Annotated in this window: 14 protein-coding genes and 1 pseudogene; 10 read left to right on the top strand and 5 right to left on the bottom strand. The window is 41.6% G+C overall.

The window, feature by feature from the left end:
• Positions 1–11: 11 nt before the first annotated feature.
• The 6 genes from QNH15_RS13430 (at position 12) to QNH15_RS13405 (ending at position 7,895) form a co-directional block, all read left to right on the top strand.
• On the top strand, positions 12–536 hold the full coding sequence (locus QNH15_RS13430) for a TRAP transporter small permease (protein ID WP_283888876.1): 525 nt from the start codon (positions 12–14) through the stop codon (positions 534–536).
• A gap of 14 nt (positions 537–550) precedes the next feature.
• The gene (locus tag QNH15_RS13425; protein WP_283888874.1) at positions 551–1,846 is read left to right on the top strand and encodes a TRAP transporter large permease; all 1,296 of its coding nucleotides are present in this window, start codon (positions 551–553) and stop codon (positions 1,844–1,846) included.
• A 27-nt stretch (positions 1,847–1,873) separates the two neighbouring features.
• Positions 1,874–4,267, top strand: coding sequence for a glycoside hydrolase family 31 protein (locus QNH15_RS13420; protein ID WP_283895374.1), 2,394 nt, complete (start codon positions 1,874–1,876; stop codon positions 4,265–4,267).
• Positions 4,268–4,879: 612 nt separating this feature from the next.
• Complete coding sequence (locus tag QNH15_RS13415; protein ID WP_283895372.1) at positions 4,880–6,556, top strand: M4 family metallopeptidase; 1,677 nt, start codon at positions 4,880–4,882, stop codon at positions 6,554–6,556.
• Positions 6,557–6,636: 80 nt separating this feature from the next.
• Positions 6,637–7,020, top strand: coding sequence for a hypothetical protein (locus QNH15_RS13410; protein ID WP_283895370.1), 384 nt, complete (start codon positions 6,637–6,639; stop codon positions 7,018–7,020).
• Positions 7,021–7,295: 275 nt separating this feature from the next.
• Positions 7,296–7,895, top strand: a complete 600-nt coding sequence (locus QNH15_RS13405; protein WP_283895368.1) for a CalY family protein — start codon at positions 7,296–7,298, stop codon at positions 7,893–7,895.
• A 52-nt stretch (positions 7,896–7,947) separates the two neighbouring features.
• Here QNH15_RS13405 and QNH15_RS13400 read toward each other — a convergent pair whose 3' ends face one another.
• From QNH15_RS13400 to QNH15_RS13390, 3 genes and pseudogenes are all read right to left on the bottom strand, one after another.
• Positions 7,948–8,337, bottom strand: a complete 390-nt coding sequence (locus QNH15_RS13400) for a DoxX family protein (protein WP_283895366.1) — start codon at positions 8,335–8,337, stop codon at positions 7,948–7,950.
• A 93-nt stretch (positions 8,338–8,430) separates the two neighbouring features.
• Positions 8,431–8,814: pseudogene (locus tag QNH15_RS13395) on the bottom strand (DUF2690 domain-containing protein); the annotation flags it as partial.
• Positions 8,815–8,921: 107 nt separating this feature from the next.
• Complete coding sequence (locus QNH15_RS13390) at positions 8,922–9,395, bottom strand: DUF2690 domain-containing protein (RefSeq protein ID WP_283895362.1); 474 nt, start codon at positions 9,393–9,395, stop codon at positions 8,922–8,924.
• A gap of 232 nt (positions 9,396–9,627) precedes the next feature.
• Here QNH15_RS13390 and QNH15_RS13385 point away from each other — a divergent pair, with 232 nt between their 5' ends.
• The 4 genes from QNH15_RS13385 to QNH15_RS13370 all read left to right on the top strand — a co-directional run bounded on the left by QNH15_RS13385 (position 9,628) and on the right by QNH15_RS13370 (position 13,391).
• Positions 9,628–10,536, top strand: a complete 909-nt coding sequence (locus tag QNH15_RS13385; RefSeq protein WP_283895360.1) for an ArsR/SmtB family transcription factor — start codon at positions 9,628–9,630, stop codon at positions 10,534–10,536.
• A 124-nt stretch (positions 10,537–10,660) separates the two neighbouring features.
• Positions 10,661–11,290, top strand: coding sequence for a carbohydrate ABC transporter permease (locus QNH15_RS13380; protein ID WP_283895358.1), 630 nt, complete (start codon positions 10,661–10,663; stop codon positions 11,288–11,290).
• A 13-nt stretch (positions 11,291–11,303) separates the two neighbouring features.
• Positions 11,304–13,064 (top strand): glycoside hydrolase family 2 protein, encoded by a 1,761-nt coding sequence (locus QNH15_RS13375; protein ID WP_283895356.1) that lies wholly within the window; start codon positions 11,304–11,306, stop codon positions 13,062–13,064.
• Positions 13,065–13,067: 3 nt separating this feature from the next.
• Positions 13,068–13,391: a beta-galactosidase gene (locus QNH15_RS13370; protein ID WP_283895354.1), complete on the top strand. Its 324-nt coding sequence runs from the start codon at positions 13,068–13,070 to the stop codon at positions 13,389–13,391.
• Positions 13,392–14,498: 1,107 nt separating this feature from the next.
• Here QNH15_RS13370 and QNH15_RS13365 read toward each other — a convergent pair.
• Positions 14,499–14,903, bottom strand: a complete 405-nt coding sequence (locus QNH15_RS13365; protein WP_283895352.1) for a hypothetical protein — start codon at positions 14,901–14,903, stop codon at positions 14,499–14,501.
• 171 nt (positions 14,904–15,074) lie between these two features.
• On the bottom strand, positions 15,075–15,575 hold the full coding sequence (locus tag QNH15_RS13360) for a hypothetical protein (RefSeq protein ID WP_283895350.1): 501 nt from the start codon (positions 15,573–15,575) through the stop codon (positions 15,075–15,077).
• Between the last annotated feature and the right edge of the window lie 171 nt (positions 15,576–15,746).

Here is a 15,746-nt window from a genome sequence, read left to right as displayed (position 1 = left end):
GGATCTGCGCGATGAATAATGTAAAAAAGAAGCTGGACCATGTGTTGGCATTTATTACATGCACCATCATGGGTTTTATGGTGATTGTAGCCATTTGGCAAGTATTCACACGTTATGTATTGAATTCACCAAGCACGATTTCTGAAGAGCTGCTCCGCTATTCTTTGATTTGGGTTTCGATGCTTGGAGCAGCCTATGCGTTCGGTAATAAAAAGCATATCGCCATTGAATTTATTATAGAAAAGCTCTCGCCTAAAAAAGCACTAAGGATGAGCGTACTCATTGAAATATTGGTTGTTTTATTCGCTGTGATTGTTATGGTCGTTGGCGGGATTATGACGGTAAACATAACGATGGCCCAAACCTCAGCTTCATTGGGTATTCCGATGGGATACATTTATCTGTCGCTTCCTGTAAGCGGTATCCTTGTTATCAGTTATAGCGTAATCAATATATATGAAGCCGTTGTAAAACGAAAAGTAGAGTTGTATTCAGAAGAAATGGACGGAGAATCTGTAACCCAGCTGCACGGGTAGAAAGGAGTAAATCTATGACGTTAACTGCAGGAATTCTTTTATTAAGTATCTTCTTCATTTTGTTGTTTATCGGTGTGCCGATTGCCATCAGCATTGCCGGTGCATCCATTGCGACGATGCTGATCCTGTTCCCATTTGATGTTGCCGTGTTTACATCGGCACAGAAAATGGTAACCGGTCTTGATAGTTTTGCGCTTCTGGCCATTCCGTTTTTCATCCTTTCTGGAATTATTATGAACAACGGCGGGATTGCGCTTCGTTTAATTAATGTGGCCAAACTGTTATCCGGACGGCTTCCGGGATCATTGGCCCATACGAATGTCATGGGCAATATGCTGTTTGGTTCCATTTCAGGATCATCGGTTGCCGCAGCCGCCGCGATTGGCGGTGTAATGTCACCCATTCAGAAAAAAGAAGGATATGACCAAACCTACTCTGCTGCTGTTAATATTGCATCAGCTCCGACAGGTTTATTGATTCCTCCAAGCGGCCTTTTGATCATCTATTCGCTTGTCAGCGGTGGCACATCCGTTGCCGCTCTGTTTATGGCCGGTTATGTTCCGGGAATTCTTTGGGGAATTGCCACCATGATGGTCGCATATGTGATTGCCAAAAAGAAAAAGTATTCGGTTTCCCAGCGGATCACTGTAAAAGATGGCTTAAAAGTCATTTGGGAGGCTATTCCCAGTTTATTGCTGATAGTCATTGTACTTGGCGGGATCATCGCCGGTATTTTCACAGCGACAGAAGGAGCGGCGATTGCGGTGGCCTACTCTTTAGTCTTGTCGATGATTTACCGCACGTTCAAGTGGAAGCAGCTTCCGAATATGCTGCTTGAAACGGTGGGGATGACAGCGGTCATTATGCTTCTCATCGGCACGTCCACGATTTTATCACTGGTCATGTCGTTTACCGGTATTCCGGAAGCCATCAGTCAGGGATTGTTAAGCTTAACAGATAATCCAATCATCATCTTGCTGATTATGAACGTGATTTTATTGATTATCGGAACCTTCATGGATATTACGCCAGCAGTCCTTATTTTCACGCCGATCTTCCTGCCGATTGTATCCTCGTTTGGAATGGACCCGGTTCATTTCGGAATCATGATGGCGTTTAACCTTTGCATCGGAAACATTACTCCTCCGGTAGGGAGTGCTTTATTTGTCGGAGCCAGTGTTGCAAAGGTGAAAATTGAACATGTGGTAAAGCCACTACTGCCTTTTTATGCCGTAATCATTCTTGTCTTAATGATCGTTACATTTATTCCACAAGTCAGCTTGGCATTGCCAAAACTATTTGGACTGTAAGCATCAAAGAGAAAGCGGGTTGAAATCATGAGTATTTTAGTCAAACATTCCTTTACATTAGTGAAAGAAGAAAGCAATATCCTGCATTTCCAATCGGAACTGGATCATATAGAAGTAAAAATTATGATACTGGAAGAAGACATCATTCGCGTGCTATTTGTCACGGACGATAAATTGCAAGTGAAGAAAACGTGGAGCGTGGCGCCCGGTTTGGTTGACGTACCAACAGAGGGCCGCGACCGCATGGAAACGAGCGGCTTTTCCCTGCCGGAATACACGTTTGAATTCGCGGAAGAAGAATATACAGTCAAAACAAAGAGACTAAAATTAACAATCAGTCTGGATGGATTTAAACTGAACTGGTTTTTTCGACAGGGGGGAGATTGGATTCCTCTGGCGAGTGACCGGAAAACCCAGGCGTATCATTATGAATTGGGGCTAAATGGACCGGCTCACTATTTAAACCGTGACCACGAAGAACAGTATTTTGGACTTGGCGAAAAAAGCGGCTATGTGGACAAGCACGGTAAACGCTATCGCATGCAGACGATTGATGCGATGGGGTACGATGCAGAATTTACAGATCCGCTGTACAAGCATATTCCCTTTTATATTACCAGGAATCAGAAAACGGGATTATCTTTTGGAATCTTTTATGATAATCTGGCCAATTCGATTTTTGAAATGGGTTCTGAGCTGGATAATTACCATGGGTATTACCGGTATTATGAAGCAGAAAAGGGCGACCTGGATTATTACATCATTGCTGGCCCTCAGGTTAAAGATGTGACTCGAAAATTTGCGTGGATGACAGGAAAAACAATTCTTCCTCCAAAATGGAGCTTGGGCTATTCAGGCTCAACGATGAGTTATACGGATGCTCCAAATGCTCAGGAGCAACTCAACCGGTTTCTGGAGCTTTGCAAAGAGCATGATATCTTATGCGATTCGTTTCAGTTGTCTTCCGGCTATACATCCATAGAGGATAAGCGCTATGTGTTTCACTGGAATGATTCCAAATTTCCTGATCCTCAAAAAATGGCAAAAGATTTCCATGAACAAGGCGTAAAGCTCTGTGCCAACATCAAGCCTTGTTTGCTGCATGATCATCCGTTGTTTGATGAATTAAAGCATAAAGAGATGTTCATCAAAAATCTAGTAACAGGACAGCCGGAAATTGCTCAATTTTGGGATGAAACTGGAGCATATCTTGATTTTACCAAACGGGAAACCTATGACTGGTGGAAACAGCAAGTCAAGGAGAAACTGATGGAATATGGGATTGATTCAACCTGGAATGACAATAATGAATTTGAAATTTGGAGTCAATCCGCCAGCTGTGATGGATTTGGTGAAACCATGGACTTTGATGTGATCCGTGCGGCTCAGCCTCTTCTTATGATGAAAGCTTCCTATGAAGCTCAAAAGGAATTTCATCCGGACACGCGTCCCTATTTGATCTCAAGATCAGGCTGTGTAGGCATGCACCGTTATGTTCAAACCTGGACGGGAGATAACCGCACCAGCTGGAAGACGATTAAATTCAACAACAAAATGGGCATTGGACTTAGCTTATCGGGTATTTATAATTTTGGCCATGATGTAGGAGGCTTCTCCGGGCCTGCACCTGAACCCGAGCTTTTTGTGCGATGGATTCAAAACGGTATTGTACATCCGAGGTTTACGATTCATTCGTGGAATGATGATGAGACGGTAAACGAACCGTGGATGTATCCGGAAGTCCTTCCTGAAATACGTGAACTCATTAAGTTCAGGACCAAGATCATTCCTTACTTGTATACGTCACTCTATGAGGCTTATGCTTCTCATTTGCCCATTATCCGGCCGACATTTTGGGATTTTGAGCATGATGATACGACGTTTGAAGAAAATGATGATTTTATGCTCGGAGACAGCCTTCTGGTTGCCTCTGTGGTTGAAAAGAATCAGCGTGAACGTTCGGTTTACCTGCCACAACATGCGGAAGGATGGTATGACCTGCATACCGGGATATGGTACGAGGGAGGTCAGCATGTTACAATTCCTGCGCCTTTAAGCTATGTACCATTACTTGCAAAAGCGGGAAGCATTATACCTGTTAATCAAGCCGAAGTAACCTTTGAAACGAAAGAAAAGGATGAAAGAGCCTTTTTGCTTTTCCCTCAAAAGGGAAACGGAGTCAGTTCGTATAAATGCTATGAGGACGATGGTATCAGCAATCAATATCAAAACGTTTTTGCATTTTTAACAGTAGAAACACAGGTAACGGAAGAACAGATTTCCATTACCATCCATAAGGAAGGAACCTATGAATTACCTTTTAACGAAGTGTCATTTATCGTCCCGGATCAGGAACACCGTAAACTTACTGTAAATGGATTACCCTATGATAGTGGTGCATTATTCAGTTTGAAAAACTAAAAAAACAGAAGGCTGTCTTGTTTTGTCAGCCTTTCTTTTTGTTCTTTCGTTCTTGTTTTACTTACCATACTGACAACTACAAGATGTGTTCTTTGGAGACCGAGGCCGGTATCAATGCTATTGAATTGGGGAAAGGATTATTAAACTATGAAGCTCTTTTTCATCTATTCAGAGAGCGGGAGCCCGTAATCAATATTCTTTTGGAAGGTGCACAGGTACCTTTTATCACCGAATGCACAGAATATTTAAAGCGAAAATATGACTATGCTTTAGTAACATTTTAACGGTTGAAGGATAGACAACCGAGACGTTCTTACCATTTTTTCTTTTAGTGCATAAAAGCGTTGACTTATTAATGTGCTATGGTAAGATAAATCTATAATCGTTGGGAACAAGATTTTGACACACCCCCTAATGAAATACCCTCATTGAGTAGCCAAGTCCCTATGTGGATTTGGCTCTTTTTTGTTTTGCTCACAAAGCTTTAATAACTTAAATATTAATAAGAAGACTAATTGGAATAAATATACAAAATAGGAATATCAGTCTATTTTTTCTTCTCTTTTACTCTACTATACTAAAATGGTAATACAATTTACAGGAGGGATTCTATTGAAGAAAAAAGTTGTCATTCCTATGCTTTTATCTGCTTCACTCCTTACCTCACCATTTGTTTCTTCTCCATCGGCAGCAGCCCAGTCCAAAACCAAGGACACCTTGTCATCGCAAGTAAAGGCTGGCAAAGCGGAATCTATTTTTGCGACAGGTCTTAAGTCACAGAAATTCAAAGCAAAAAACAAAGCGAATGCCATTTCTTATTTACAAATAAATAAGAAGAAACTCGGCATGAAAAATCCTGAAGGTTCATTCAAACAAAAGCAAATCGAAACTGATAAGCTGGGCATGACACACGTACGCCTTCAGCAAACCAAAAACGGTGTACCAGTTGAGGGGGCGGAAGTTACCGTCCACTATTCCCAAGCAGGTGAAGTTCAAGGAGTAACGGGCTACTATAATGACCAGTTGGAGTCCGCTCCACTTGATACGGCTCCTTCCGTTTCCAAAGATGCCGCAGTAAAAACCGCAAAAAAAGCGGTCAATGCACCGGACGTTCTGGAGTATGATCCTACTGGCGAACTGGTTGTTTATTATCATAACGGAAAACACTATACTGCCTATAAGGTCAATGTGAACTTCCTTGGAAAGCAGCCAGGCAACTGGTTTGTGTTTGTGGATGCCAACACGGGAAAAGTGATTGACCAGTATAATGGAATTATGGATGCAGGTGAACTCACACCAAGCACCGGCAATGGGATTGGAATAAAGGGCATCCTGCGCAAACAATTACATATCTCTCATACAAGTGGAGAGAATGGACAGCAATTCTTCTTGAAAGACATTTCCCACCCTGGCCTAAAAGCAATTTCTACGTATGATTTTAAAAACCAGTGGGATTCAAGAACTGTTCCGCTGCCGGGAACGTTATATTCCGGGAATGATGCTTCATTCAGGGAAAAGTATGATGCTGCTGCAGTAGATGCACATTACAATTCCGAACAGGTTTATCATTTCTACAAGGATGAACTCGGCCGCAACTCCATTGACGGAAAAGGCGGAGAAATCATTTCCTCGGTCCACTATGGTGAGAATTACAACAATGCGTTTTGGAATGGCAGACAGATGACGTATGGTGACGGAGACAACATCTTCTTCATACCGCTGTCTGCTGCACTGGATGTAGCTGCCCATGAAATGACACATGGGGTAACAACGAACACCGCAGGTCTTATTTACCGAAATCAATCTGGAGCATTGAACGAAGCGTTCTCCGATATTTTTGGAACGTTAATTGACAAGGATGATTGGGAAGTGGGAGAAGATGCAATGGCTCCTGCGGCTATTTTTGACGGACGTCCTTCGCTTCGCAGCTTAAGCAAGCCTGACAAGTATCCGGTCAAAGCGGACTATGTTCCATACGGCAACGGAAAAGGCATGTATCCCAAACATATGGACGAATACTACAACTTGCCGCTTAACCTGGATAACGGCGGAGTGCACATCAATTCTTCCATCATTAACCATGCCGCGTATTTAACCGGTATTAAAATTGGAAAACCGAAGCTTGCGCAAATTTATTACCGTGCATTAACCACCTATTTGACACCCAATTCCACGTTTATTGATTCACGCCATGCGCTCATCCAGTCTGCCGTTGATTTGTATGGAGAAGGAAGTGCTGAAGAATCAGCTGTTATTTCAGCTCATGACCAGGTAGGAATTACAGAATAACCAAGAATAGCCGTCTTTTGAATCAAGAGAGACGGCTATTTCTCATAAACTATCTTCATTAAGACTATGGAGGTATAAATATGAAAAAATGGAGTGTAATCAGTTTGGCTGGACTTACTGTCCTGGCAGGAGCCCTTGGTGCTTCTCACGTTTGGGCCGGTGAAAAAGCTAAGGTCGAAAAACAAACCATGCAGGCTGAGAAGAAAGCGGTCTCTGGTACCACATTTAAAGATCAGGAAGAAACAAAACAGCTGCGCAAGCAACTGGAATCCTTGAATTCCCAAATGAAAAAGCTCAATGCTGAAAAAGAAGGCGAGAAAACTTCAGCGAAAAGGGCGAAGCTCAGCAAGAATTATTTAAAAGTGTTCGAGAAACAAAAAGCATTAGGTAAAAAGTTCAACGTTGATTCCAAAGCACTTGATCATGTCATTTCAGCATTAAAAGAGAAAGAGAGCCGAGAGTAACCATTACTCTCTTTTTCTTTCATTTTATGTTCTTTATATAGAACTACGAAAATGTATGAAATAAGGTAATTTAGTAAGATATTGGAATTATTATCAGGGTATTATTATGAATTCAGACAATTTTCGGAGTTTTTTTATCAGATCATACAAACTATGATAAAGATATGATGTTCTTAAAAAAGAACATCAGATTGGAAAGGTTGTTCTTTGCGTCAGGAAAAGGCCTGTGCAAGTTCAATATAAAATGGTTAGGAAGAAAAGGAGATGAGCGTAACATGAGTTTGAAAAAGAAATTGGGATTAGGGGTTGCTTCTGCAGCTCTTGGATTATCATTAATCGGTGGAGGTACATACGCATACTTTAGTGATTCAGCAGAGGCGAGCAGCACATTTGCAGCCGGAACGCTTGATTTATCTGTTGATCCTTCAACGGTAGTTGATCTTAGCAACCTTAAGCCTGGAGACAAGATGTTCCGCGGATTTGAGCTGAAAAATTATGGAACACTTCCAATTAAACGTGTTTTCTTGAACACCGACTACACGGTGACTGATGCAAAAGGCGACAACGGCAGTGCTGATTTCGGAGAGCATATTCGTGTAAACTTCCTGTTAAACATCGATAAAATGGACGAAGTCGTTTGGACAACTACACTTAAAGATCTTAAAAACATGGATCCAAAAGCAGTGAGGAATAAATTCGAATCTATTTTTGGTGATGAATGGGGTACAAGAGGACTAGTTCCCGGTTCTAAAGACTTGTTAGGTGTTGAATTCGAATTCGTGGATAACGCACAAGATCAAAACGTTTTCCAGGGTGATTCTCTAAACCTGAAATGGACTTTTAACGCTGAGCAGACAAAAGGACAAGAAAAGTAATCAAGGAAATGGAAAGGCAGGTTCACTTTATGTGAGCCTGCCTTTTTTAGCATTAGGAACTCGCACTCCTCTCTGCTTTTGCTTGCAGTCTTTTGTGGTGGTACACATAGGACCCTGCAGCAAGAACCAGCCCAACAACCATTACCCACCAGGAGCTGAAGGGATCGCCAACTGCGATCGTGGAATAGGTGGCTCCTGCCAGATCAAATACAAATCCTGCATATACCCATTCTTTTAAACGCGAAAAGCCTGGCAATAAAAGTACGATCACTCCGAGCAATTTGGCCACACCTAGGAATGGAAGCAAGTATTCCGGGTATCCAAGATGATTAAACAAGTCAACCGCTGATTCCACTTTGGCGATATCCGGAATGGAACCGACGAGCATAAGCACCGCTAATAAACCTGTAAAAATCCAATAGATACTTTGAATCTTTTTCATTTCCTCATCCCCCTACGCATTTTCATGATGTGAATGGTTATCCACATTGAAATATACTCAGGTGAAGAGAAAAATATCATTATTTATTATACTTTAATACCAAATGGTTTCTTCTTGATTATACGCATCACTGGTGGCAATGGCGTGTTTCCCTTGAGATTGTGCTTTTCTGGGATTGTAATCATAAACCATGGCTGTATAACAGGAAGTCTGGCCTTTATTTACAGCTCCGTTTCCGCCAGAACTGTCACATGTATAAGCTTTTCCATCCGTACTGCGGACAATTCTGGCATCTGCTTCATAGTTGGAAGTAGCGTTTCTAGTGAGCGTTACTTTGGCCCATGCCGTTTTACACGACGTACTGTATTTTAATTCAACGTAAGAAACAGAATCAATCCACACTTTATCCTTGGTTACCGCGCTGTCCGCGCAATGATTGTAGTAGGGGCTTTTACCGTCGTACGTATGGGTTTCAGCTAGTGTTGAGTTCGCAGGATGAAGGGATGCCAGAATGACAGTTACTACGATTGACAGAACCATAGGTATTCTCTTGACCTTTTTCATTCATTAGCGCCTCCTTAAGGTTAGTACCAGTCCGTTTCACCGCGGGTGTATGGCCAAAAGCCAACAGCCTTTGCCTTTCGGGGATCCAGATCATACACCATTGGCGTATAGCAGGAAGTTTGTCCTTTGTTGACCTCCCCGTTGCCGCCGGAATTATGGCAGCCGTATTGTTTATTGTCGGTACTCCGAACTACTAAAGCTGTAGCCTCTCCGTCCGACTTTGCAGGCCGGCTTAAAGTGATTTTGGCCCAAGCTGTTTTGCATGTGGTGCTGAATCTGAGTTCAAGATTGGCGTAGGATCCATCATCATTCGTGATTTTTAACTTTTTCTTTGTAACGGCACTATCATCGCAGTTGTTGTAGCTTGGCGCTTTTCCGTCATACGCATGGGTTTCCGCAAGAACTTTACTGCTAAAGCCTCCGGGTAAGATCAGCAAGGAAAACGTCAGAAGGGTAATGAACAATCCAGTGAATCCTTTTTTGAACCTCTTCATTCTTTCCATTCCTCCTTTAACTTTATCGAACAAAGCGTAACGCGGTTGGAATAATATGTTAAGTGCATTTTTTCCCAACTTTTCCAGTGCAAACAAGCAGTGGTCGAATACAATGACCTAGTTAAAAAGGAGGGACTGTCAGTATCCATAGGAGATATCCCCTTGACAAATAAGTACCCGATGCATTATATCTTTTTATAACACTATTTTTTGTAATAAAACGGAGGTCTATGTGAGAGTACTGCATTTAACACTAGAAGAAGCATTAGCGGTAAGCAAAGCGCTTGGGAATCAGCAGCGGATGGAAATGCTGAGTGTCCTGACGGAAGGGCCCAAAAATGTGAACGACTTGGCAGAACGGCTGGAGGTTCCCTTTTCCACCGCCGCCGTGAACATTAAAAAGCTGGAAGAAGCGGGTTTAATTGCGACCGAAATCGTACCTGGACGGGGCAGCCAGAAGGTGAGTTCCAAACGCTTTGACCGTATCGTCATTGATCTGGCCAGTAAAAAAGAAGCGCCTGAGAAGTTCATTACACTCGAAATGCCGATTGGAAATTATGTTCAATGCGAAGTTGAGCCGACCTGCGGTCTTGCCAGCGAGAACGGGATTATCAGTATTATTGATGATCAGCGCTCCTTCTTTGAGCCGGAGCGCAAAGATGCGCAAATCATATGGTTCAGAGCAGGATTTTTGGAATATCACTTTCCAAACCGTGTGCCCTATGGGTCAAAAGTGGAAGAAATCAGCCTGAGTGTGGAAATGTGTTCGGAAGCTCCTTATCACAAGCTGGATTGGCCTTCTGATATAACCTGCTGGATTAATGGGATTGAAATCGGTACATGGACAAGCCCTTCAGATTTTGGCGGGGAACGGGGATTTCTTACACCTTCCTGGTGGGAAGACCACAATACACAGTATGGAATGCTAAAACAATGGAAGGTGAATGAGAGCGGCAGTTTTGTGGACAGTTTGAAGATTTCAGATCATACCGTTCAAACCCTTCAGTTAGAAGAAAGACCCTATGTTTCCGTAACCTTTGGCGTCAAGCGGGATGCCGAGAAAGTAGGCGGTCTCAATATTTTCGGCTCTAAATTCGGCAATTACGAACAGGATTTGCTCATGAAAATCAAATACTCATAAATCAAGAATCGGATTCTGTTTAATGGAGTCCGTTTTTTTATTTATAAAAAAGTTGAAACGAAATATTTTTGTATGTAATAATAAGCCCATATATGAAAGCGCTTTTAAAAAAGGAGGGGAACAAATGAAAAAGATCAATTTTAATTCATTGTTTGTCGGGATTGGCGGATCGTTGTTGGTGGTCATCATTGATGCCTTGGCTGCTTACGGGCTTGCCCGGCTGAATGTGCCATTTAAGAAAATCCTGTTTCCCATGTTCATCGGTACATTGATGATTCCTTGGGTCATTACCTTTATTCCTTTATATCTGCAGTTTGGCAATATGGGGTGGCTCAACACGTATGCTGCGTTGATCTTCCCGTATACGGCAAATGCTTTTGGTGTTTTTCTTCTGTTTCAGTTTTTCAGAGGATTCCCCAAGGCGTTGGAAGAAGCTGCGGTGATTGATGGAGCAAACAAATGGCAGGTATTTGTACGTATTGTGCTGCCTTCAGCCAAACCGATGCTTTGGACGCTTGGAATCTTTACATTCATGACGATTTACAATGACTTTTTATGGCCGCTCGTTTCCACGAATTCGATCGAGCTTCGGACCATTACTACGGGGATTGCGATTATGCAGCAAGGAAGTTTCGTTTCCTCTTACGGAAAGCTAATGGCGTTGACAACGTTGGCAACTCTGCCGATGTTAGCGATTTTCTTGGTCGGCCAGCGCCAATTTATAAAAGGAATTACACAAACAGGGATCAAATAGAGGAGGCAAATGTATGACACAAAAACGCAGCGAATACCCACGTCCCCAATTTCAGCGGGACAATTGGTTAAATTTAAACGGTGAATGGAACTTTATCTTTGATGATGAAAATGAAGGGATGAATAAAATATGGTACAAGAATGGATTGCCTGAAGAATCATTAAAAATCCAGGTGCCGTTTGCTTATCAATGTGAAGAGAGCGGGATTCATCAAACCGCCTTTCACGATGTAGTCTGGTATGAACGAGAGCTTCTTGTTCCTGACGAATGGAAGGGGAAAGAATTGTATCTTCATTTTGGTGCGATCGATTATCGTTCATGGGTCTATGTGAATGGATCACTCGTCGGTTTTCACGAAGGCGGTCATACCTCTTTTTCGCATAACGTTACACCGTACCTGAATGAAAGTAATAGAAATGATCTCGTGATTCGTGTAGAAGATCCGTCGGAAGATGAGACCATTCCGCGGGGCAAGCAATATTGGAAAGAACAATCAGAATCGATCTTTTATACAAGAACAACAGGGATCTGGCAGACGGTGTGGCTTGAACCGGTAGATCCTGTCCATTTCACGTCTATTCGCTGGACACCGGATATTGACAACGGATCGATCGGGATGGAGCTGGAGGTTAGCCGACTTTCAGAAAACTTGAAGGCGGAGGTGCGTATCTCTTTTGGAGGAAAGGTGATTATTCAGGATTTGTTATCGTTGCATGACACCTATACGAAACGAAACATTGACCTTCGCAGCCGTTTTACCGAACGAAGCAATATTCATGGAGCGGGCTGGTATTGGTCTCCTGAGCACCCCAACCTGTTTGATGTGGAGCTTGTTTTAAAAGATGACACATCCACGCTTGATACGATTTCCAGTTATTTTGGTATGAGAAAAATTTCGATTGAAAACGGAAAAATTTTATTGAATAACAAGCCTTATTACCAAAAACTCGTCCTGGATCAAGGATACTTCCCAACTGGCCTGCTGACGGCTCCCAGTGACGACGATTTAAAGAATGACATCCTGTTGGCAAAGGAGATGGGGTTTAATGGGGCCAGAAAGCACCAAAAGGTCGAGGACCCGCGGTTTTTTTATCATGCAGATAAACTTGGTTTTCTTGTATGGGGAGAAATGGCCAATGCGGCCGAATACAGTGAGCAGGCCGCTGGCCGTCTTACCCGTGAATGGATTGAAGCGATAAAACGGGATTACAGCCATCCTTCACTAATTGTCTGGGTTCCGCTTAATGAAAGCTGGGGTATCTCCCGGGTAGAACGTGATGCTCAGCAGCAAGCTCATTCACAGGCGATGTACCATTTAACAAAATCTCTGGATACGACCCGTCCGGTGCTATCCAACGAGGGATGGGAACATACGCAATCTGATATTTGCGGCATTCATAATTATCAATCATCGACCGAGATGGAAAAAGCCTATGAAACTACCGAAAGTGCCATTTCTACTGAGCCTGCCAACCGTGCCATCTATGCGCGGGGTTTTAGTTATCAGAAGGAACCAATTATGATTACGGAATATGGGGGAATTGCGTACAAGGTGTCAGCAGCAGGATGGGGCTATTCTTCAGTTGAAAGCGGGGAAGAACTGATCGAGGAGTACAGGAACGTAACTGAAGCTTTAATGAGGTCTTCTGTTGTGCAGGGGTTTTGTTATACGCAGCTGACCGATGTGGAACAAGAAATCAACGGACTGCTTACCTATGACCGCAAACCGAAGTGTGAGCTGTACAAAATTAAATCCATTAATGATCAAAGGTGATAAATGATGAAAAATTTTGTTTTTGCAGTTGGGATTGAAGATACCTTTGTGATCCAGACCGAGCGGGGCGAACGTCCCCTGGATGAGTATGCATTGACCCAGCATTATGAAAAATGGAGAGAAGACCTGGACTTGGCGAGAAATAGTGGATCTAGCATGATTCGTTACGGAATACCCTGGCATGTGGTAGAGGAAACGAAGGGTCAGTATAACTGGTTGTGGGTGGATCAGGTAATGGATTATTTCAGGGAGCACCGGGAGCTGGTACCGATTATCGATTTGATGCATTACGGTACGCCCGGCTGGGAGGACAGCTCCTCCGAATGAAAAATCGTGTATGTACAGCCTTTGAGGAGGCCGTTAAGAGCTTTTAAAATAAAAATTCCCTCTGTAAGACTAGTAATGTCTTAAGCAAGGGGGAATTTTTATGAGGTTAAGGATAAAGACCCTTACAAAATTAATAGAATCGACAGGGATGATAAAATTTGTAAAATGCATTCATACCCGGAAGAGCTTTCGGAGATTTCATTGATGAGATGGAGATTTATATATTACATACCAGTTGTTGGCGGTTGTGAATCTCGAGGATGAAAAGATTTTGTTCGTGATTCTTCACGAGGATCCTTGAAACCGCCTTTTGGCTGGTGTCCAACACTACTTAGAATAACAATGGAGGCAAAAATAAGCAGGATATTCTTCAATTTTAAAATCCTTCTTTATAAATTTGTATAATATTAGTTTATACTTGGAAGCAAATGGTTTCAATGAAGGATTTTTTTAACAACGGTTGACTGATCGATGAAATTTTTAATTTCGTCTCATTATCCTAAGAAAACTTATCAATTGATACAGAAATCAACTTCTTCTACATAGCTTCCTAGAATATATATTATGTTAACTAGAAACAAACATAATGTTTCTCAAGGGCTTCCGCGGCCTCCAGGTTTTTTATGGGACGATAAGAATTGTTTTCTGATATGTCTTGCAATGGATTTAAAAACAGCTCTTTGATTTGATACAAGGTCATTTTTATCGGAGAGATTAAGTTTGAAGGAATTATAAATAGCCGACCTCCCCACTCCCTCTTTATTTCGCATCATAAAGAAATTTTGAATTGGATTAATGTATCCTTCTAACCTCAGATTCTCGGGGAAATAATGAATTTCATTGTTGGCATCTTCTCGTTGAATAAAATTTGTTAAGAAATTAGATTGATTTACTTTCTTGCTAAATAAATTATGAGTCCCTAAGTCACACTTGGAGTAAATCAAGGGATTATTTTCTAACTGATACTGAAAAAAGCGTGTATCCAGAATACATCAGGCACAAGACATTTATTGGAACCGATTTAACAAAGAAGGAAAGCTCTTGAGCTTTCCTTTTAAGCTAATGATCAACTTTGATTAGTGTCAGTATTCAAAGTTCACCATTGAATTACATACCAACAAACATATTTCTGCTAAAGGGAGCCCAGTTTTCTCCCCTAAAACCAGTCATTCCCTCTAAGTTAACAAAACAAGGGAGTACAGTGTACATTATGCCAGCCATTGTATTATCCCTAAATATCATGATGTATCTCATCCTCGAATTGTCAGCTGGTGTTATCATTGCCATATCGGGACGTATTGCGTTCTCTGCTGTTAGTGCATCCTTCATTCCTACACTCGCGATTCCAACAGGCCCCATATTGCTTCTAATCCAATAATTCGAAACATTTGTGGCTGACTCTAAATCAGTCCGCTTGTCATATGTTAATAATATTTGATTTGATGAAATTTGTCTTGCCTCCAAAAGAATCGGGTGAGGTACCATCTGTCGATCCCTATCAAAATTTACCATTATCAACCTCCACATTTTGATTAAACGTCAAATGACCTATTTCAAGATATGTGGGGTCACTTATTTAAGTTCATAAACAAAGCTGTTTTGATGATATTCTAACAGTCCAGCTACAACATAACCGTTTTCCCAAGTGAAGCTATTGATCCTTCCTTTTTTAGTATAAAATGTTCATCTGAATTTGATTAGCTTACTGACCTTATATTCCTTTTCTTCGTATTTACCATCTTCCCCTTTCCAAGCAGCTTTCAAGACAATCGAGTCGAATGCTTCTTTTATATCGTCTTGGCTTAACCCTTTGGAGTAAAAGAGAAAGTCCATATGATAAAGTGCAAAATTTTCTTCTTCATTATCTTGTTGGTATTCTTCACCACCCCAGTACCTAACTTTCCCATCTACCGAGTCTATGGATTTCCTCCAATCTATCCCCTTGGGAAATTCAATTTTTCGTTTGGTGTCAAGTGGGTTTTCCATTTTAAAATTAAAGTTAAACTTACGAAAATCATTCTTTGAAGGATTTTTTAAACCTTGAGTTCCGACATCTTCAAACTGTTTATTACTTAATTCTGAAACCGTTGATCCAACAGAGATTTTTGGTTTTCTAATGTCATTACAACCAACCATGAAGAACAGAAAACAGAATAAAAGAGTTGAAGCAGATAGTTTTCTCAAGGATGTCTCCCCTTCTCTTCTAATCAGAACTGTGTTCATAACTATTTTCTATGACTTAAACGGTTTGTCTTATTCATCCTGCTGTTTGACGGCTATGTTTATTTCATCAAACTCACCATTGTTCAGCTGTTTGAAAATCGTTTAGAAATGATTTAGGCGATTCATCAAGAA

Origin of the sequence: Fictibacillus enclensis, assembly GCF_030123385.1 — a bacterium.
In the GTDB taxonomy this organism is placed as follows: domain Bacteria; phylum Bacillota; class Bacilli; order Bacillales; family Fictibacillaceae; genus Fictibacillus_C; species Fictibacillus_C enclensis.
Note: the sequence above shows the minus strand (reverse complement) of the source record. Positions and strands in the feature narration are given on the sequence as shown.